Annotated in this window: 15 protein-coding genes and 5 tRNA genes; 19 read left to right on the top strand and 1 reads right to left on the bottom strand. The window is 35.6% G+C overall.

Annotated features, from left to right (window positions below; all coding sequences use genetic code 11):
- Positions 1 to 355 precede the first annotated feature (355 nt).
- The 18 genes from rpsU (at position 356) to MWU65_RS16845 (ending at position 15,654) form a co-directional block, all read left to right on the top strand.
- On the top strand, positions 356 to 550 hold the full coding sequence (gene rpsU, locus MWU65_RS16930; RefSeq protein ID WP_072305063.1) for a 30S ribosomal protein S21: 195 nt from the start codon (positions 356 to 358) through the stop codon (positions 548 to 550).
- A 118-nt stretch (positions 551 to 668) separates the two neighbouring features.
- Positions 669 to 1,559, top strand: coding sequence for a tyrosine-type recombinase/integrase (locus MWU65_RS16925; RefSeq protein ID WP_247079864.1), 891 nt, complete (start codon positions 669 to 671; stop codon positions 1,557 to 1,559).
- Between the two features lie 47 nt (positions 1,560 to 1,606).
- On the top strand, positions 1,607 to 1,903 hold the full coding sequence (gene raiA / locus MWU65_RS16920; RefSeq protein ID WP_247079863.1) for a ribosome-associated translation inhibitor RaiA: 297 nt from the start codon (positions 1,607 to 1,609) through the stop codon (positions 1,901 to 1,903).
- 109 nt (positions 1,904 to 2,012) lie between these two features.
- Positions 2,013 to 2,086 (top strand) — tRNA-Thr (locus MWU65_RS16915).
- An 82-nt stretch (positions 2,087 to 2,168) separates the two neighbouring features.
- Positions 2,169 to 2,250, top strand: a tRNA-Tyr gene (locus MWU65_RS16910).
- A gap of 106 nt (positions 2,251 to 2,356) precedes the next feature.
- Positions 2,357 to 2,429: transfer RNA gene (locus MWU65_RS16905), tRNA-Gly, on the top strand.
- Between the two features lie 150 nt (positions 2,430 to 2,579).
- Positions 2,580 to 2,651: transfer RNA gene (locus tag MWU65_RS16900), tRNA-Thr, on the top strand.
- 55 nt (positions 2,652 to 2,706) lie between these two features.
- Positions 2,707 to 3,894 carry an elongation factor Tu gene (tuf, locus tag MWU65_RS16895; RefSeq protein WP_247079862.1) on the top strand — a complete coding sequence of 396 codons (1,188 nt, stop codon included), beginning with the start codon at positions 2,707 to 2,709 and terminating at the stop codon, positions 3,892 to 3,894.
- A 69-nt stretch (positions 3,895 to 3,963) separates the two neighbouring features.
- Positions 3,964 to 4,036 (top strand) — tRNA-Trp (locus tag MWU65_RS16890).
- 59 nt (positions 4,037 to 4,095) lie between these two features.
- On the top strand, positions 4,096 to 4,284 hold the full coding sequence (gene secE, locus MWU65_RS16885; RefSeq protein ID WP_247079861.1) for a preprotein translocase subunit SecE: 189 nt from the start codon (positions 4,096 to 4,098) through the stop codon (positions 4,282 to 4,284).
- Between the two features lie 14 nt (positions 4,285 to 4,298).
- Positions 4,299 to 4,850 carry a transcription termination/antitermination protein NusG gene (gene nusG, locus MWU65_RS16880; protein WP_247079860.1) on the top strand — a complete coding sequence of 184 codons (552 nt, stop codon included), beginning with the start codon at positions 4,299 to 4,301 and terminating at the stop codon, positions 4,848 to 4,850.
- A 72-nt stretch (positions 4,851 to 4,922) separates the two neighbouring features.
- Entirely contained in the window at positions 4,923 to 5,360 is a 438-nt protein-coding gene (rplK, locus tag MWU65_RS16875; protein WP_247079859.1) for a 50S ribosomal protein L11, read from the top strand.
- A 21-nt stretch (positions 5,361 to 5,381) separates the two neighbouring features.
- Positions 5,382 to 6,074: a 50S ribosomal protein L1 gene (rplA, locus tag MWU65_RS16870; RefSeq protein ID WP_247079858.1), complete on the top strand. Its 693-nt coding sequence runs from the start codon at positions 5,382 to 5,384 to the stop codon at positions 6,072 to 6,074.
- Positions 6,075 to 6,096: 22 nt separating this feature from the next.
- Positions 6,097 to 6,612: a 50S ribosomal protein L10 gene (gene rplJ / locus MWU65_RS16865; protein ID WP_247079857.1), complete on the top strand. Its 516-nt coding sequence runs from the start codon at positions 6,097 to 6,099 to the stop codon at positions 6,610 to 6,612.
- A 49-nt stretch (positions 6,613 to 6,661) separates the two neighbouring features.
- Positions 6,662 to 7,036, top strand: coding sequence for a 50S ribosomal protein L7/L12 (gene rplL / locus MWU65_RS16860; RefSeq protein WP_247079856.1), 375 nt, complete (start codon positions 6,662 to 6,664; stop codon positions 7,034 to 7,036).
- Positions 7,037 to 7,167: 131 nt separating this feature from the next.
- Positions 7,168 to 10,977, top strand: a complete 3,810-nt coding sequence (gene rpoB, locus MWU65_RS16855; protein ID WP_247079855.1) for a DNA-directed RNA polymerase subunit beta — start codon at positions 7,168 to 7,170, stop codon at positions 10,975 to 10,977.
- A 61-nt stretch (positions 10,978 to 11,038) separates the two neighbouring features.
- Positions 11,039 to 15,337 (top strand): DNA-directed RNA polymerase subunit beta', encoded by a 4,299-nt coding sequence (gene rpoC / locus MWU65_RS16850; protein ID WP_247079854.1) that lies wholly within the window; start codon positions 11,039 to 11,041, stop codon positions 15,335 to 15,337.
- 5 nt (positions 15,338 to 15,342) lie between these two features.
- On the top strand, positions 15,343 to 15,654 hold the full coding sequence (locus tag MWU65_RS16845) for a DUF3467 domain-containing protein (RefSeq protein WP_247079853.1): 312 nt from the start codon (positions 15,343 to 15,345) through the stop codon (positions 15,652 to 15,654).
- Positions 15,655 to 15,712: 58 nt separating this feature from the next.
- Here MWU65_RS16845 and MWU65_RS16840 read toward each other — a convergent pair whose 3' ends face one another.
- A complete protein-coding gene (locus MWU65_RS16840) occupies positions 15,713 to 17,302 on the bottom strand; it encodes a peptide chain release factor 3 (RefSeq protein ID WP_247079852.1) in 1,590 nt (529 codons plus the stop codon).
- Positions 17,303 to 17,680: 378 nt separating this feature from the next.
- On the opposite strand from MWU65_RS16840, the gene MWU65_RS16835 reads away from it, so the two are divergent.
- The coding region (locus MWU65_RS16835) for a hypothetical protein (RefSeq protein WP_247079851.1) at positions 17,681 to 18,384 on the top strand (704 nt) is incomplete at its 3' end.

Genomic DNA, 18,384 nt, shown 5'->3' with positions numbered 1-18,384 from the left:
AGAGGTAAGTATTTTGGTAAAAATAGTACCAAGAGATTATTGCCAAAATGGTGATCGATAAAAAAGAATATAAAGCAGCTACGGATTAGAGGTAAGTATTTTGGTAAAAATAATACCAAGAGATTATTGCTAAAACTTATGCTTCGGAAAAAAGGGTATCCATAGCTAATGTATAGGTATTGAGGCTCTTTCTAAGGTAATGATCGGTAAGAAGGAGTTTGGCTTTTGATGTTTTTGCAGGAAATCAAAGGAGTAGCAATTAAATAAAATAATTTCAAATAAAATAGTGTCAGGTTTAAATTAGTTTATATATTTGCAGTCTTAAAAAATCACAAAAGAGAGGAGGTTATTGCATATGTTAATTATACCAGTAAAAGAAGGAGAAAATATAGATAGAGCACTTAAGCGTTTTAAGCGTAAGTTTGATAGAACAGGTGGAATGCGTCAGTTAAGAAAGCGCCAGCAGTTTTCAAAGCCATCGGTTGTTCGTAGAGCTCAAATTCAAAAAGCAGAGTACGTACAAGGATTAAGAGATCAGGAAGAAGTATAAGTCTTCGTTTAATTCTCAGTATTTAGTATATACCTATTCAGATTGATATTTTCAATTTGAATAGGTTTTTTTTGTTCCAAAACTATTGTTGTAACTTGTGCTTGATTTACTTTAAAAGATGTCTGTAGAAGCCTTTGTGTCCTATTTATCCCTAGAAAAAAACTATTCTAAGCATACCGTTCTTGCTTATGAGAAAGATGTGCTTTTGTTTGTTGATTTTTGTCAGAAAAATTATGAGGTAAAAGAAATAGATACGGTGGGTTATGGTCTGCTGCGGAGTTGGATTGTAGCGCTGGTTGCAGAGAAGTTGTCTAATAGATCTATCAATAGGAAAACTGCCTCCTTAAAGGCGTATTATAGGTTTTTGCAAAAGATTGGAAAAATAGAGGCCAATCCCTTGGCAAAACATAAGGCGTTAAAAATTTCAAAAAAAATAGAGGTTCCTTTTTCTATTGCAGAAATGGAAAGTGTTTTAAATGATGTTGGGTTTCTTGATAATTTTGAAGGAGCAAGGGATAAGTTGATTGTTGGTCTTTTGTATGCTACAGGAATACGGCGAATTGAGTTGGTTAATTTGAAGCTGTCTGATGTTGATTTGGGAAGAAATACGATTAAGGTACTTGGTAAAAGAAATAAAGAGCGCATAGTGCCGCTGACGTCTTTTGTTGGTTCGTTATTTGGGTTGTATTTGAATAAGAGAAATGAGTTGAAGGTTTGTAATGATAAAGAGTTTGTGTTCTTATTGAAGTCTGGAAATAAAGTATATGAAAACCTTGTCTATAGAATAATAAATCGCTATTTTAGTGAGGTCTCTTCTAAGCAAAAAAAGAGTCCGCATATATTAAGACATACCTTTGCGACACATTTGCTTAACGAGGGGGCTGATTTAAATTCGGTAAAGGAATTGCTTGGACACTCAAGTTTAGCGTCAACACAGGTGTATACGCATAATAGTATCGCTGAACTAAAAAAAGTACATTTAACGGCTCATCCTAGGAGCAAAAAATAGTACATTATTCCTTTTTCGTTTATTGTTTAATTTTAAAACCTTCTTTTATGAAAGTAAACACCCAGTCAGTTAATTTTAATGCTAATGTGGCGTTAATGGATTTTGTTCAAACCCGATTAGATAAATTAGAAACCTTTTACGATAAAGTAATTAGTTCAGATGTATATTTAAAGGTTGAAAACACCAGTGTTAAAGAAAATAAGATTGTGGAAATCAATATACGTGTTCCAAAGGATAATATCGTAGTAAAAAAACAATGTAAATCTTTTGAAGAGGCCGTTGATGCTGCATGTAATTCTATTGAAAGACAGCTTGTTAAAAGAAAAGAGAAATCGAGGGTGTAATTTTTTTAAAAAAAATTCCCAAAAAATGTTTTGAATAATTAAAAATATATCTACATTTGCAGTCCGTTAGAAATAGCGGGCTTTTTTTTGAAAAAAAAGTGTAACAAAAGCCGATGTAGCTCAGCTGGCTAGAGCAGCTGATTTGTAATCAGCAGGTCGTGGGTTCGAGTCCCTCTATCGGCTCTAAAATGTTGAAAAGAAATTGTCTCTGTTTACTTTGTGAAGCAGCAATTTTAAAGGTTCTTTTTAAATTGAAAAAAGTTTGGGGGAGATACTCAAGCGGCCAACGAGGGCAGACTGTAAATCTGCTGACTACGTCTTCGCAGGTTCGAATCCTGCTCTCCCCACAATTACTCGCAGCGATGGGGGTAGTAGCAAAACAAGGAATTAGTTGTTTTGTATGAAATATTGAAAATTGGAAATTTCTACTTCGGTAGAGATTCGCAAAAAAATGCGGGAGTAGCTCAGTTGGTAGAGCGTCAGCCTTCCAAGCTGAATGTCGCCGGTTCGAACCCGGTCTCCCGCTCTAAGTTTTTAATCTAGTTTTGTATAGATTGGAAATTTTATAAGATAAAGAAATGTCCAAGATGATGGAGAGGATGTTTTTTTGAAATAGCGATGTCATTCTTATGAAGGTTAAAATTAGCCTTTTCGGGGTGAGAAAACAACGTTTTACGCCGGTGTAGCTCAGGGGTAGAGCGTTTCCTTGGTAAGGAAGAGGTCACGAGTTCGAATCTCGTCATTGGCTCAATAAGAATATAATTTGTACACTAATATATAACTAAGATTAAAATTCATTAAACATGGCAAAGGAAACTTTTGATCGTTCCAAACCGCACTTAAATATAGGTACTATTGGACACGTAGATCACGGTAAAACTACATTAACTGCAGCTATTACAACAGTATTGGCTAATGCAGGTCTTTCTGAAATGAGAAGTTTCGATTCTATCGATAACGCTCCAGAAGAAAAGGAAAGAGGGATAACAATTAATACTTCGCACGTAGAGTATTCAACTGCAAATCGTCACTACGCGCACGTTGATTGTCCAGGTCACGCCGATTACGTAAAGAACATGGTAACTGGTGCTGCGCAAATGGATGGTGCTATTCTTGTTGTTGCTGCAACAGATGGTCCAATGCCACAAACTCGTGAGCACATCCTTTTAGGTCGTCAGGTAGGTATTCCAAGAATGGTTGTTTTCTTGAATAAAGTGGATATGGTTGATGATGAGGAGTTGTTAGAGCTTGTTGAAATGGAAGTTAGAGAATTGCTTTCTTTTTATGAGTATGATGGTGATAATGGACCTGTAGTTTCTGGTTCTGCTTTAGGTGCACTTAACGGTGAACAAAAATGGGTAGATACAGTAATGGAGTTGATGGAAGCTGTTGATAGCTGGATCGAATTGCCTAAGCGTGATGTTGAAAAAGATTTCTTAATGCCTGTAGAAGATGTATTTACAATTACAGGCCGTGGTACTGTAGCAACTGGTCGTATAGAAACTGGTGTTGCTAATACTGGAGATGCTGTTGATATCATTGGTATGGGTGCTGAAAAATTAGCTTCTACTATTACTGGGGTTGAAATGTTCCGTAAAATATTAGATAGAGGTGAGGCAGGAGATAACGTTGGTATCTTATTAAGAGGTATTGAAAAAGCTCAAATTAGTAGAGGTATGGTAATCTGTAAGCCAGGTTCTGTTAAGCCACATGCTAAGTTTGAAGCTGAAGTTTATGTTTTGAAAAAAGAAGAAGGTGGTCGTCACACACCATTCCATAACAACTACCGTCCACAGTTCTACGTAAGAACAACGGATGTAACAGGAACAATTAGTCTTCCTTCTGGAGTTGAAATGGTTATGCCTGGTGATAACTTAACTATAACAGTAGAATTATTGTCTCCTATTGCACTTAGTGAAGGTTTGCGTTTTGCAATCCGTGAGGGTGGTAGAACAGTAGGTGCTGGTCAGGTAACTAAAATCTTAGATTAAGATTTAATATAATATACTTTACATTGAGGGTGTTCTGCTTCTGTAGGATACCTTTCAATGTAAATATAAACGGGTGTAGCTCAGTTGGTAGAGCACTGGTCTCCAAAACCAGGTGTCGGGAGTTCGAGTCTCTCCTCCCGTGCAAAAAGATAAGTTGAGATAATTCTTATCGTCAGTAAAATAACAAAGAAAAACTTTCGCATGTTAACATATATTAAAGAATCAGTAGAAGAGCTTAGAAATAATGTTACATGGCCATCAAGGGCAGATGCATCTAATCTTATGGTTGTTGTAGCTGTTTTTTCAATTTTGTTTGCTATGGCAACATGGGGTGTAGATGAGCTTTTTAGTAAGTTGGTTAAGTTTTATTTTGAAAGAGTAATTAACTAAACAGACCACGTGCTATGTCAGAAGTGTTAGAGAAAAAATGGTATGTTGTAAGAGCTGTAAGTGGGCAGGAAAACAAAATTAAAGGCTATATTGAAAGTGAAGTAGCGCGATTGGGTTTTTCGGACTATTTGGAGGATGTTTTGGTTCCTACAGAGAAGGTTATTCAAGTAAGAAACGGTAAAAAAATAAACAAAGAAAAAGTTTATTTTCCAGGGTATATTATGGTGAAGGCTAATTTGGGTGGAGAGATGATACATATCATTAGATCTATTACAAATGTTATTGGCTTTTTAGGTGAAACTAAAGGTGGTGATCCTGTTCCGTTGAGAAGATCTGAAGTAAATCGTATGTTAGGAAAGGTAGATGAGCTAGCTGTGAATACGGATAGTGTTGCAATACCTTTTATAATTGGTGAGACAATCAAGGTAATTGATGGTCCATTTAATGGTTTCAATGGAACTGTTGAGAAAATAAATGAAGAAAAGCGTAAACTAGAAGTAATGGTTAAGATTTTCGGTAGAAAGACTCCATTAGAACTAAGTTATATGCAAGTTGAAAAAGTTTAATAAGAACTGTTACATAGTAAGAATGTGTGTCGCTTCCGCATAACACATATTTTTCGAATTTAATTTTAAACAATGGCAAAAGAAGTAAGTAAAGTAGTTAAACTACAAGTTAGGGGAGGTGCAGCGAATCCGTCGCCACCGGTTGGACCCGCTTTAGGTGCTGCCGGGGTTAACATCATGGAGTTCTGTAAGCAATTTAATGCACGTACACAGGATAAACCAGGTAAAGTTTTACCAGTTGTTATCACGGTATTTAAAGATAAGTCATTTGACTTTATCGTTAAGACACCGCCAGCGGCAGTTCAGCTTTTAGAGGCAGCTAAGGTTAAAAAAGGATCTGGCGAACCTAATAGAAACAAAGTAGCAAGTGTATCTTGGGACCAAGTTAAACAAATTGCAGAAGACAAAATGGTAGATTTAAATGCATTTACAGTTGAGTCGGCAATGAGTATGATAGCAGGTACTGCAAGATCAATGGGTTTAAAAGTTTCAGGTAATAGACCTTTTTAAAATCTTAAAAGCAACTTAAAAATGGCAAAATTAACAAAAAAGCAAAAGGAAGCTTACGCAAAGATAGATAAGAATAAACTCTATTCTTTGAGTGAAGCTAGTACCTTAATTAAGGATATAACTAACGCAAAATTTGATGCATCAGTTGATATAGCAGTTCGTTTGGGTGTAGATCCAAGAAAGGCAAATCAAATGGTACGTGGGGTAGTAACACTTCCACACGGAACAGGTAAAGATGTAAAAGTTTTGGCTTTGGTTACTCCAGATAAAGAAGCAGAAGCTAAAGAAGCTGGCGCGGATTATGTTGGATTAGATGAGTATTTGGATAAAATTAAAAGCGGTTGGACAGATGTTGATGTGATCATCACTATGCCAAGTGTAATGGGTAAACTAGGACCTTTAGGTAGAGTTTTAGGACCAAGAGGTTTAATGCCAAATCCAAAAACAGGAACAGTTACTATGGATATCGCGAAAGCAGTATCAGAAGTAAAAGCTGGTAAAATTGATTTCAAAGTAGATAAAACAGGAATAGTGCATGCTGCAATAGGGAAAGTTTCTTTCTCTGCTGATAAAATTGAAGGCAATGCTCAAGAATTGTTAGAAACACTTATGAAATTAAAGCCTACTGCTTCAAAAGGTGTGTATGTAAAAAGCATATACCTATCTAGTACTATGAGCCCAAGTGTTCAATTAGATCCCAAAGTGGTAGCGTAACTGTTGCTTTAAAGTTTATATTATGACAAGAGAAGAAAAATTAAACGTAATAGAAGATTTAACTGCGCAGTTAGCAGAAAATTCTACCATTTATTTGGCTGATATTTCTGGATTAAATGCTGTAGCTACTTCTGAATTAAGAAGAGCTTGCTTTAAAGCGGGTGTAAAACTTGCAGTTGTTAAGAATACATTGCTTTCTAAAGCAATGGAGGCTTCGGATAAAGAATTTGGTGAACTTCCAGGGGTATTAAAAGGTAATACTTCGTTAATGTTTGCTGAAGCTAGCAATGCGCCTGCAAAACTTATTAAGAATTTTAGAAAAAAATCTGATAAGCCTTTGTTAAAAGGAGCATTTATAGCAGAAGAAGTTTATATAGGAGATGATCAATTAGATGCTTTAGTTAGCATTAAGTCTAAAGAAGAAGTTATTGGTGATATTATTGGATTATTACAATCGCCAGCTAAAAACGTTATTTCTGGACTTAAAGCTAGTGGTGGTAAAATCGCTGGTATTCTTAAGACATTATCCGAAAAATAGTACGCACTAAAAACAATTATATTTTAAAAATTTATTAAACGATAGAAAAATGGCAGATTTAAAAGATTTCGCAGAACAATTAGTTAACTTAACTGTAAAAGAAGTAAACGAGTTAGCAACTATATTAAAAGATGAATACGGTATTGAGCCTGCTGCTGCTGCAGTAGCTGTAGCTGCTGGTGGTGCTACTGCTGGTGAAGCTGTTGAAGAGCAAACTGAATTTGATGTTATATTAAAAGCAGCTGGTGCTTCTAAATTAGCAGTAGTTAAATTGGTAAAAGAATTAACTGGATTAGGATTGAAAGATGCTAAAGACATAGTTGATAGTGCACCAAAAGCTGTTAAAGAAGCTGTTTCTAAAGACGAAGCAGAAGGAATTAAAAAATCTTTAGAAGAGGCAGGAGCAGAAGTTGAGCTTAAATAATAGCAACAACTAGAACCTTTTTGGGATAGGTCTTTTCGCTACTTGCGAATAGACCTAATCCCATTTTATATACCTTGTATATGAAGTAATATACAACGAGAATACTAATCATAACATAATTTTGTCCATTGATGTTCACAAAACAGACTCAAAGAATAAATTTTGCATCAGCTAAGAACATTCCAGATTACCCGGATTTCTTGGATATTCAGATTAAATCATTTCAGGATTTCTTCCAACTTGAGACAAAATCTGATGAAAGAGGCGACGAAGGTTTGTATAATACCTTCTTGGAAAACTTTCCAATTACTGACACAAGAAATCAATTTGTATTAGAGTTTCTTGATTATTTTATAGATCCACCAAGATACTCCATTCAAGAATGTATAGAAAGAGGACTAACCTATAGCGTTCCGCTAAAGGCAAGACTTAAGCTGTATTGTACAGACCCAGAACATGAAGATTTTGAAACTATAGTACAAGATGTGTACTTAGGGACAATTCCTTATATGACACCAAGTGGTACTTTCGTTATCAATGGTGCTGAGCGTGTTGTTGTATCTCAATTACACCGTTCTCCAGGGGTATTCTTTGGACAGTCTTTCCATGCTAACGGTACTAAATTGTATTCTGCAAGAGTAATTCCTTTTAAAGGGTCTTGGATAGAATTTGCTACTGATATCAATGGCGTAATGTATGCATACATTGATAGAAAGAAAAAATTACCAGTAACAACCTTATTTAGAGCCATTGGTTTTGAACGTGATAAGGATATTTTGGAAATCTTTGATCTGTCAGAAGAAATCAAAGTTTCAAATGCTGGACTTAAAAAAGTTTTAGGACGTAAATTAGCGGCTAGAGTATTAAATACTTGGCATGAAGATTTCGTAGATGAGGATACAGGTGAGGTAGTTTCTATTGAAAGAAACGAAATTGTATTGGATAGAGATACTGTTCTTGAAAAAGATCACATCGCCGAAATTATGGAGGCAGATGTAAAGACTATTCTTTTACACAAAGAGAATAATGCACAATCTGATTATGCAATTATTCACAACACATTACAAAAAGATCCAACAAACTCTGAAAAAGAGGCTGTTGAACATATTTATAGACAATTGCGTAATGCTGAGCCGCCAGATGAGGAAACAGCGCGTGGTATTATTGATAAATTATTCTTTTCAGACCAACGTTACAACTTAGGTGAGGTAGGTCGTTATAGAATGAATAAAAAATTACAGTTGGATATTGGAATGGACAAGCTAGTCTTGACTAAGGAAGATATCATAACTATAATTAAATATTTAATAGAGTTAATAAACTCTAAAGCAGAGATAGATGATATTGATCACTTGTCTAACCGTCGTGTTAGAACAGTAGGGGAACAATTGTCTCAACAATTTGGTGTAGGTCTTGCTCGTATGGCTAGAACCATTCGCGAGCGTATGAACGTAAGGGATAATGAGGTGTTTACACCTATAGATTTAATTAATGCAAAGACCTTGTCTTCTGTTATTAATTCTTTCTTTGGTACCAACCAGTTGTCTCAGTTTATGGATCAAACCAATCCATTAGCAGAAATAACGCACAAACGTAGATTATCTGCATTAGGACCCGGTGGACTTTCAAGAGAAAGAGCAGGGTTTGAAGTACGTGATGTTCACTATACACACTACGGAAGACTTTGTCCTATTGAAACTCCTGAAGGACCAAATATTGGACTAATTTCATCACTAGCGGTATATGCTAAAGTAAACCCTTTAGGATTCTTAGAAACTCCGTACCGTAAGGTAACAAACGGTAGGGTAGATACTTCTGAATATACTTATTTAAGTGCGGAAGAAGAAGAAGGAATGAAAATTTCTCAGGCAAACATCCCTTTAAAAGACAATGGAGACATTGATGTTGAAAAGGTAATTGCTCGTGAAGAAGGAGATTTCCCAGTTGTTGATCCGGTAGAAATTAACTATACAGATGTTGCGCCAAATCAAATTGCGTCTATATCTGCATCTTTAATTCCTTTCTTGGAACATGATGATGCCAACCGTGCATTGATGGGGTCTAACATGATGCGTCAAGCAGTTCCATTATTAAAACCAGAATCTCCAATTGTAGGTACAGGTTTGGAACGTCAAGTAGCGTCAGATTCTAGAGTTTTAATTAATGCAGAAGGTGATGGGGTTGTTGAATATGTAGATTCTCAGAAAGTTACTATTAAGTATGATAGAACAGAAGAGGAGCGTTTAGTTAGTTTTGAAGAAGATGCTAAAACATACAACTTAGTTAAATTTAGAAAAACAAACCAAGGAACAAGTATTAACCTTAAACCAATTGTAGAAAAAGGTGATAAGGTTAAAAAAGGTCAGGTTTTATGTGAAGGTTATGCCACTCAAAGTGGAGAATTAGCTTTAGGTAGAAACATGAAAGTAGCCTTTATGCCTTGGAAAGGGTATAACTTTGAGGATGCAATTGTGATTTCTGAAAAAGTTGTTCGTGAAGATATTTTTACTTCTATACATATTGATGAGTATTCTTTAGAAGTTAGAGATACTAAATTAGGGGCAGAAGAATTAACACATGACATACCAAACGTTTCTGAAGAAGCTACGAAAGATTTAGATGAAAACGGAATGATCCGTATTGGTGCGGAAGTAAAACCTGGTGATATTTTAATTGGTAAGATTACTCCTAAAGGAGAATCTGATCCAACACCAGAAGAAAAATTACTTCGTGCTATATTCGGTGACAAAGCAGGAGATGTTAAAGATGCTTCCTTAAAGGCATCACCTTCATTAAGAGGTGTTGTTATTGATAAGAAGTTGTTTTCTAGGTCTATTAAAGACAAGCGTACTCGTGTAGAAGATAAAGATGCCATCAATAAGTTAGAATTGGAATATGAAGTTAAATTCCAACAACTTAAAGACGTATTGATAGAAAAGCTATTTACCTTGGTAAATGGGAAAACATCGCAAGGTGTACTTAACGATTTGGGTGAAGAAGTTCTTCCAAAAGGGAAAAAGTACTCTATGAAAATGTTAAATTCTGTAGACGACTTTGCACACTTAGTAGGTGGTAGCTGGACAGTTGATTCAGAACTTAATGGAATGGTTGCTGATTTATTGCACAACTATAAGATTAAGTTAAACGATCTTCAAGGAAACTTAAGAAGAGATAAGTTTACGATTTCAGTTGGTGATGAATTGCCTCCAGGAATTATGAAATTAGCAAAAGTATATGTTGCTAAAAAACGTAAACTTAAAGTTGGTGATAAAATGGCGGGGCGTCACGGTAACAAAGGTATTGTTGCTCGTATTGTACGTCATGAAGATATGCCATTCTTAGAAGACGGTACTCCAGTAGATATCGTATTAAACCCATTAGGTGTACCATCGCGTATGAACATTGGGCAGATATATGAGACAGTATTAGGATGGGCCGGATTAAAACTAGGTAAGAAATATGCGACACCAATTTTTGATGGTGCTACAATTGACCAGATTAACGGTTACACGGATGAAGCCGGTATTCCAAGATTTGGACATACCTATCTTTATGACGGTGGAACTGGGAAACGTTTCGATCAACCAGCAACAGTAGGTGTTATTTATATGCTTAAGTTAGGGCATATGGTAGATGATAAGATGCATGCTAGGTCAATAGGACCATACTCTTTAATTACACAACAACCATTAGGTGGTAAAGCACAATTTGGTGGTCAGCGTTTTGGAGAGATGGAAGTTTGGGCACTGGAAGCATACGGCGCATCTGCTACGCTACGAGAAATATTGACAGTTAAGTCTGATGATGTTATCGGAAGAGCGAAGACATATGAGTCTATTGTAAAAGGCGAAACAATGCCAGAACCTGGTTTACCAGAATCTTTCAATGTACTAATGCATGAACTTAAGGGATTAGGTTTGGATATTAGGTTGGAAGAATAACAAGACCTTGTCTTGGACACTATTTGTTAGATATAATTAATTTTAAGATCACCATATTGTTATGGCTAGACCAAAGGATAATAATACAATAAAAAGGTTTGATAAAATTTCAATCGGATTGGCATCTCCAGAAGCTATTTTGGCAGAGTCAAGAGGCGAAGTTTTAAAACCTGAAACAATTAACTATAGAACCCACAAACCGGAAAGGGATGGTCTTTTCTGTGAGCGTATTTTTGGCCCTGTAAAGGATTATGAATGTGCTTGTGGTAAATACAAACGTATCCGTTACCGCGGAATTGTTTGTGACCGTTGTGGCGTAGAGGTTACAGAAAAGAAAGTACGTAGAGATAGAGTAGGTCACATTAATTTAGTGGTACCTGTAGCTCATATCTGGTACTTCCGTTCGTTACCTAATAAGATAGGTTACCTATTAGGATTACCTTCCAAGAAATTGGACATGATCATCTATTATGAGCGTTATGTGGTAATTCAGGCTGGACTTGCAAAAGGACCAGAAGGGGAAGAAATTCAGAAAATGGATTTCTTAACTGAGGAAGAATATTTAAATATCTTAGAAACTATTCCTGCAGAAAACCAATATTTGGAAGATTCAGATCCAAATAAGTTTATTGCAAAAATGGGAGCGGAGTGTTTAATAGACTTATTGGCAAGAATTAATTTAGATGAGTTATCATTTCAATTAAGACACCAAGCAAATACAGAAACATCGAAGCAACGTAAAACGGAAGCGTTAAAACGTTTGCAAGTAGTTGAGTCATTAAGGGAATCTCAAGAAAATAGAGAAAATAAGGCAGAGTGGATGATCATGAAGGTTATTCCTGTTATTCCGCCAGAACTTAGACCTTTAGTGCCTTTAGATGGTGGACGTTTTGCTACTTCAGATTTAAATGATTTATACCGAAGAGTAATTATCAGAAACAATCGTTTAAAAAGATTGGTTGAGATTAAGGCTCCAGAAGTAATTCTTAGAAATGAGAAACGTATGCTTCAGGAATCTGTGGATTCTTTATTTGATAATACACGTAAATCATCAGCAGTAAAAACAGAATCTAACAGACCTTTAAAGTCACTTTCAGATTCATTAAAAGGTAAGCAAGGACGTTTCCGTCAAAACCTATTAGGTAAGCGTGTAGATTATTCTGCGCGTTCGGTAATTGTTGTTGGACCAGAAATGAAATTGTTTGAGTGTGGTTTGCCAAAGGATATGGCTGCTGAACTGTACAAACCTTTTGTTATTCGTAAATTAATAGAAAGAGGAATTGTAAAAACAGTTAAATCTGCTAAGAAAATAATAGATAAAAAAGAGCCTGTTGTTTGGGATATTTTGGAGAACGTTCTTAAAGGACATCCTGTATTGCTAAACCGTGCTCCTACATTACACAGATTAGGTATTCAAGCATTTCAGCCTAAACTTATTGAAGGAAAAGCAATTCGTTTGCATCCTCTAGTTTGTACAGCATTTAATGCGGATTTTGATGGGGATCAAATGGCAGTTCACTTGCCATTAGGGCCTGAGGCTATTTTGGAATGTCAGTTGTTAATGCTAGCATCTCACAATATATTGAACCCAGCAAATGGTTCGCCAATTACAGTACCTTCTCAGGATATGGTTTTGGGTCTTTATTACATGACCAAAGAAAGAAAATCTACTCCAGAAGTGCCAATTAAAGGTGAAGGATTAACTTTTTATTCTTATGAAGAAGTGGTTATCGCTTTTAATGAGGAAAGAGTTGATTTGAATGCAGGTATTAAAGTTCGTGCAAAAGATTTTAATGAAGAAGGAGAACTTGTAAACCAAATTATACCAACTACAGTGGGTAGAGTATTGTTTAATATAATGGTGCCAGAAGAGGCCGGGTATATTAACGATGTACTTAATAAAAAATCTTTAAGAGATATTATCGGTGGTATTTTAGCGGTTACAGATGTACCAACCACTGCAGAATTCTTGGATAAGATTAAAACTTTAGGATATGAATTTGCCTTTAAAGGTGGTCTGTCTTTCAGTTTAGGAGATATTATTATTCCGCAAGAAAAACATGAGATGATTGCAGATGCCAACGTTCAAGTAGACGGGATTATGGCAAACTACAACATGGGTCTTATTACTAACAACGAGCGTTACAACCAGGTAATTGATGTTTGGACATCTACCAATGCAATGCTTACAGAGTTGGCAATGAAACGTATCCGTGAAGATCAGCAAGGGTTTAACTCGGTATATATGATGCTTGATTCTGGTGCAAGGGGTTCTAAAGAACAAATTCGTCAGTTAACAGGTATGCGTGGATTAATGGCAAAACCTAAAAAATCTACAGCCGGTGGTGGTGAAATTATTGAAAACCCAATTCTTTCTAACTTTAAGGAAGGGTTGTCAATTTTGGAATACTTTATATCAACTCACGGTGCGCGTAAAGGACTTGCAGATACAGCCTTAAAAACTGCAGATGCTGGTTATTTAACACGTCGTTTGGTCGATGTTTCTCAAGATGTTATTATTAACACAGAAGATTGTGGAACGCTTAGAGGTATTGAAGTTACTGCTTTAAAGAAAAATGAAGAGATTGTTGAAACTTTAGGGGAGCGTATCCTAGGTAGGGTTTCTCTACATGATGTATACAACCCGCTTACAGATGAATTGGTGCTAACTGCCGGACAGTTGATCGTTGAATCTGATGTTAAAAAGGTTCAAGCTTCACCTATAGAGAGTGTTGAAGTTCGTTCTGCTTTATCATGTGAGGCAGAAAAAGGAATATGTGGTAAATGTTACGGAAGAAACCTTTCAACCAATAAAATGGTACAAAGAGGAGAAGCTGTTGGTGTTGTTGCTGCACAATCTATTGGTGAACCAGGAACACAGTTAACACTGCGTACATTCCACGTGGGTGGTATTGCAGGTAACATTTCAGAAGTTAACAAATTGGAAGCTAAGTTTTCTGGTACTGCAGAGATAGAGGATCTAAGAACTGTTAATGGGGAAGACAATGAAGGAAATAAGATTGAAATAGTTATTTCTAGAACAACAGAAATAAAAATAGTAGATCCTAAAACTGGGATTACCTTAAGTACAAATAATATACCTTACGGTTCACAATTGGTGATTAAAAATGGCGTAAAAGTGAGCAAAGGAGATGTTATTTGTTCATGGGATCCATACAACGGTGTTATTGTATCTGAATTTACAGGTAAGGTTTCCTATGAGAACATTGATCAAGGAGTTACCTACCAAGTAGAAATAGATGAACAAACAGGTTTCCAAGAAAAAGTAATTTCTGAATCTAGGAACAAAAAGTTAATACCAACTTTATTGGTTAAGAACAGTAAAGATGAAGTGTTGCGTTCCTATAACCTTCCTGTTGGATCTCACATAATGGTGGATGATAACGATAAGGTTAAAGAAGGTATGACTTTAGTTAAGATTCCTCGTAAGTCTGCCAAATCTGGAGATATTACTGGTGGTCTTCCAAGAGTTACTGAACTTTTTGAAGCGCGTAACCCTTCTAACCCAGCTGTGGTTTCTGAAATTGACGGTGTTGTTTCTTTTGGTAAAATTAAAAGAGGTAACCGTGAGATTATTATAGAATCTAAGTTAGGTGATGTTAAGAAATATTTGGTGAAATTATCAAATCAGATTCTTGTACAAGAAAATGATTATGTTAGAGCCGGGATGCCATTGTCAGATGGTTCTATAACTCCAGCTGATATCTTAGCAATTAAAGGTCCTTCTGCTGTACAACAGTACTTGGTGAACGAAGTTCAAGAAGTATACCGTTTGCAGGGTGTGAAAATTAACGATAAGCATTTTGAAGTTGTAGTAAGACAGATGATGCGTAAAGTTCGTATTCAGGATCCAGGAGATACTATTTTCTTAGAAAATCAACTAGCACATAAGGAAGATTTTATTAAGGAAAATGACGAGATATACGGAAAGAAAGTCGTTGAAGAAGCAGGTGAGTCTGATAACTTAAAAGCTGGTCAAATTATTACAGCGAGAGAGTTGAGAGATGAAAACTCTATTTTGAAACGTTCAGATAAAGCCATAGTTACTGCAAGAGATGCAGTAGCGGCAACAGCAACGCCAATTTTACAGGGTATTACTAGAGCATCTTTACAGACCAAATCTTTTATCTCTGCGGCATCCTTCCAAGAGACAACTAAAGTGTTAAACGAAGCAGCAGTAGCTGGTAAGATTGATTATTTAGAAGGTTTAAAAGAAAATGTTATCGTTGGACATAAAATTCCAGCAGGTACGGGTATGCGAGATTACGATAGTATCATTGTAGGATCTAAAGAAGAATACGATGAAATTATGGCTCGTAAGGAAGAGTTTAAATTTTAAGTTTTATGAGTGACAAAAATCAAAACCAAAAGCAAATTAATATAGAACTAGATGAAAAGACCGCTGAAGGAATTTATTCCAATTTAGCAATCATTAATCATTCAGTTTCAGAATTTGTGGTAGATTTTATCAGTATGATGCCAGGAGCGCCAAAAGCGAAAGTGAAGAGTAGAATAATACTTACTCCACAACATGCTAAAAAGTTCTTAAAAGCATTAAATGATAATGTGCAGCGTTTTGAAAAAGCTCATGGTACTATTAAAGATTATGAACAGCCTTCAATACCAATAAATTTTGGTCCTACGGGAGAAGCATAAAAATAAAAACCACGCAATTTGCGTGGTTTTTTAGTTTAAACAAATATCGTTTTACAATTTATTCAAATTCAGAAGTAAAGTGTAGTTTTACGCTTGGGTATTTTTGTTGGGTCATTTGTAAAGAAAACGTTGAGTCTGCTAAAAATACCAATTGACCTTGTTTGTCCTTTGCTAGGAATTTTTGCTTTACACGCTTAAATTCTTTAAACTCTTCATTATTTTTATCATCAGGATCTACCCAACATGCTTTGAATACCGGGAAGTTTTCATAGGTACATTTGGCGCCATATTCATGTTCTAATCGGTATTGAATCACCTCAAATTGTAAAGCTCCTACAGTTCCAATAATTTTTCTACCATTCATATCTAAGGTAAATAACTGTGCAACACCTTCGTCCATTAATTGGTCAATTCCTTTGTACAAAGGTTTTGATTTCATAGGATCGGCATTGTTAATATACCTAAAATGTTCCGGTGAAAAACTAGGAATTCCTTTGTAGTGTAACTCTTCGCCTTCAGTTAATGTATCCCCAATTTTAAAGTGTCCAGTATCGTGTAATCCAACAATATCACCTGGATAAGATATATCTACAATTTCTTTCTTTTCAGCAAAAAAGGCGTTGGGACTAGAAAATTTTAATCTTTTATTGGATCGAACATGTAAGTAGGGTTTGTTTCTTTCAAAAGTACCAGATACAATTTTGATAAAGGCCAATCTGTCCCGGTGTTTTGGATCCATATTGGCATGGATCTTAAACACAAAACCCGTAAAATCCTTTTCATTAGCTACAACTATACGTTCTTCAGCCTTTTTGGGCCTTGGAGAAGGAGCTATTTCTATAAAGCAATCTAACAATTCTCGTACACCAAAATTATTTAGTGCGGAGCCAAAAAATACGGGCTGCTGTTCGCTAGCTAAGTATTTTTCTTTATTAAATTTTGGATATACGCCATCTATTAGCTCCAGATCTTCCCTCAATGTTTTTGCAGCCTTTTCTCCGATGACACCTTCTAAGGCACTACTTTGTACATCATCAAAAGCAATGGTCTCTTCAATATTTTTCTTGCTGTCACCGCTAAAAAGATTAATGTTCTTTTCATAGATATTGTAAATGCCTTTAAAATCGTAACCCATACCAATGGGGAAACTAAGTGGAGTGACAGATAAACCTAATTTTTGTTCAACTTCATCAAGTAAATCAAAAGCATCTTTTCCTTCACGATCTAGCTTGTTAATAAAAACAATGATAGGAATTTTTCGCATTCTACAAACTTCAACCAATTTTTCCGTCTGTTCCTCCACACCTTTAGCAACATCAATGACCACAATAACACTATCTACAGCTGTTAACGTTCTAAAAGTATCTTCAGCAAAATCTTTGTGGCCTGGTGTATCTAAAATATTTATTTTTTTGTCCTTATATATAAAAGCAAGTACAGAGGTGGCAACAGAAATTCCTCTTTGCCTTTCAATTTCCATAAAATCACTGGTTGCAGTTTTTTTTATTTTATTGTTTTTTACAGCTCCGGCTTCTTGTATTGCCCCACCAAAAAGAAGTAGTTTTTCTGTTAAGGTTGTTTTACCCGCATCTGGATGAGAAATAATTCCAAAAGTTCTTCTTTTTTCTATTTGTTTTTCAAAATTCATTTAAAAAAATATTTGAGGCAAAAGTAAGTTAAATTATAGAATAAGTACTTTGTGATTTTAAGATGATTGTTTTAAATGTTGGCTTCCATTGAGATTGTGTGTTTTCGATAAAATCACTTTTTAAATAGTTCAATTGTTTTTTGCTAATAAGTTAAAAGTACTATTTAAAGGGTGTTCGGTACCTTGTAATTTGCTTGGGTTGGTATTTAAACGATTAATTATGCAATTCAAAGAAGCTTCGTAATATATGAGATTGTTTCTATCGGAGTATTTAAAAATAACATTTAAATTAGCGGAAGTTTACTAAGAAGTCCCCAAGTCTTTGCAAATAAACTTTTCCTTAGAATGCCATGGTGATTAGTTAAAAAACTATCATATATGGAAAACTTTACTTTTGTATTAAGCAGAACATTCTTTAACAGATATGTTTCTTTCTTTGCATTTTTATTTATACTACTATCTTCATCCTTTCATGTGATGGCTGCTGAGAATAATATCAATCCGAAGGATTCAGACGGAGATGGTGTTACAGATGCTAAAGAAACTATTGATTGTACAGATCCATTAGATGGCTGTTCTTATAAGGCATCTAGTGTAACTTTGGCACAATCTGCTAGTTGGAAAGCTATGGATTGTGACGGTGATGGTGTCACTAATGGAAAAGAAATTATTGATTGTACAGATCCTTTAGATGGGTGCTCTTATAAACCATCGAGTGTTACATTGGCACAATCTGCGAGCTGGAAAGCGCTAGACTGTGACGGTGACGGAGTAACCAATGGAAAAGAAATTATTGATTGTACAGATCCTTTGGATGGCTGCTCGTATAAAGCATCAAGTGTAACATTGGCACAATCTGCAAGCTGGAAAGCCATAGATTGCGATGGCGATGGGGTAACTAACGGCGATGAAACTACAGACAATACAAATCCATTAGACGGTTGTTCCTATTTAACAGCAAGTGTAACGCTTACACCAAATGCAGCATGGGAAGCACTAGACTGTGATGGAGACGGAGTAACTAACGGCAATGAAACTACAGACAATACAGATCCATTAGACGGTTGTTCCTATTTAGCAGC

Source organism: Cellulophaga sp. F20128, assembly GCF_023015805.1.
Classification (GTDB): domain Bacteria; phylum Bacteroidota; class Bacteroidia; order Flavobacteriales; family Flavobacteriaceae; genus Cellulophaga.
This window is presented reverse-complemented; position numbering and strand designations above follow the sequence as displayed.

Bases quoted from the DNA above. Each gene is read 5' to 3' on its own strand.
- secE (WP_247079861.1), top strand. From the start codon at position 4,096: ATGTTAACATATATTAAAGAATCAGTAGAAGAGCTTAGAAATAATGTT.
- rplJ (WP_247079857.1), top strand. From the start codon at position 6,097: ATGACAAGAGAAGAAAAATTAAACGTAATAGAAGATTTAACTGCGCAG.
- rpsU (WP_072305063.1), top strand. From the start codon at position 356: ATGTTAATTATACCAGTAAAAGAAGGAGAAAATATAGATAGAGCACTT.
- rplA (WP_247079858.1), top strand. From the start codon at position 5,382: ATGGCAAAATTAACAAAAAAGCAAAAGGAAGCTTACGCAAAGATAGAT.
- nusG (WP_247079860.1), top strand. From the start codon at position 4,299: ATGTCAGAAGTGTTAGAGAAAAAATGGTATGTTGTAAGAGCTGTAAGT.
- raiA (WP_247079863.1), top strand. From the start codon at position 1,607: ATGAAAGTAAACACCCAGTCAGTTAATTTTAATGCTAATGTGGCGTTA.
- rpoC (WP_247079854.1), top strand. From the start codon at position 11,039: ATGGCTAGACCAAAGGATAATAATACAATAAAAAGGTTTGATAAAATT.
- rplK (WP_247079859.1), top strand. From the start codon at position 4,923: ATGGCAAAAGAAGTAAGTAAAGTAGTTAAACTACAAGTTAGGGGAGGT.
- MWU65_RS16925 (WP_247079864.1), top strand. From the start codon at position 669: ATGTCTGTAGAAGCCTTTGTGTCCTATTTATCCCTAGAAAAAAACTAT.
- MWU65_RS16845 (WP_247079853.1), top strand. From the start codon at position 15,343: ATGAGTGACAAAAATCAAAACCAAAAGCAAATTAATATAGAACTAGAT.
- MWU65_RS16840 (WP_247079852.1), bottom strand. From the start codon at position 17,302: ATGAATTTTGAAAAACAAATAGAAAAAAGAAGAACTTTTGGAATTATT.
- tuf (WP_247079862.1), top strand. From the start codon at position 2,707: ATGGCAAAGGAAACTTTTGATCGTTCCAAACCGCACTTAAATATAGGT.
- rplL (WP_247079856.1), top strand. From the start codon at position 6,662: ATGGCAGATTTAAAAGATTTCGCAGAACAATTAGTTAACTTAACTGTA.
- rpoB (WP_247079855.1), top strand. From the start codon at position 7,168: ATGTTCACAAAACAGACTCAAAGAATAAATTTTGCATCAGCTAAGAAC.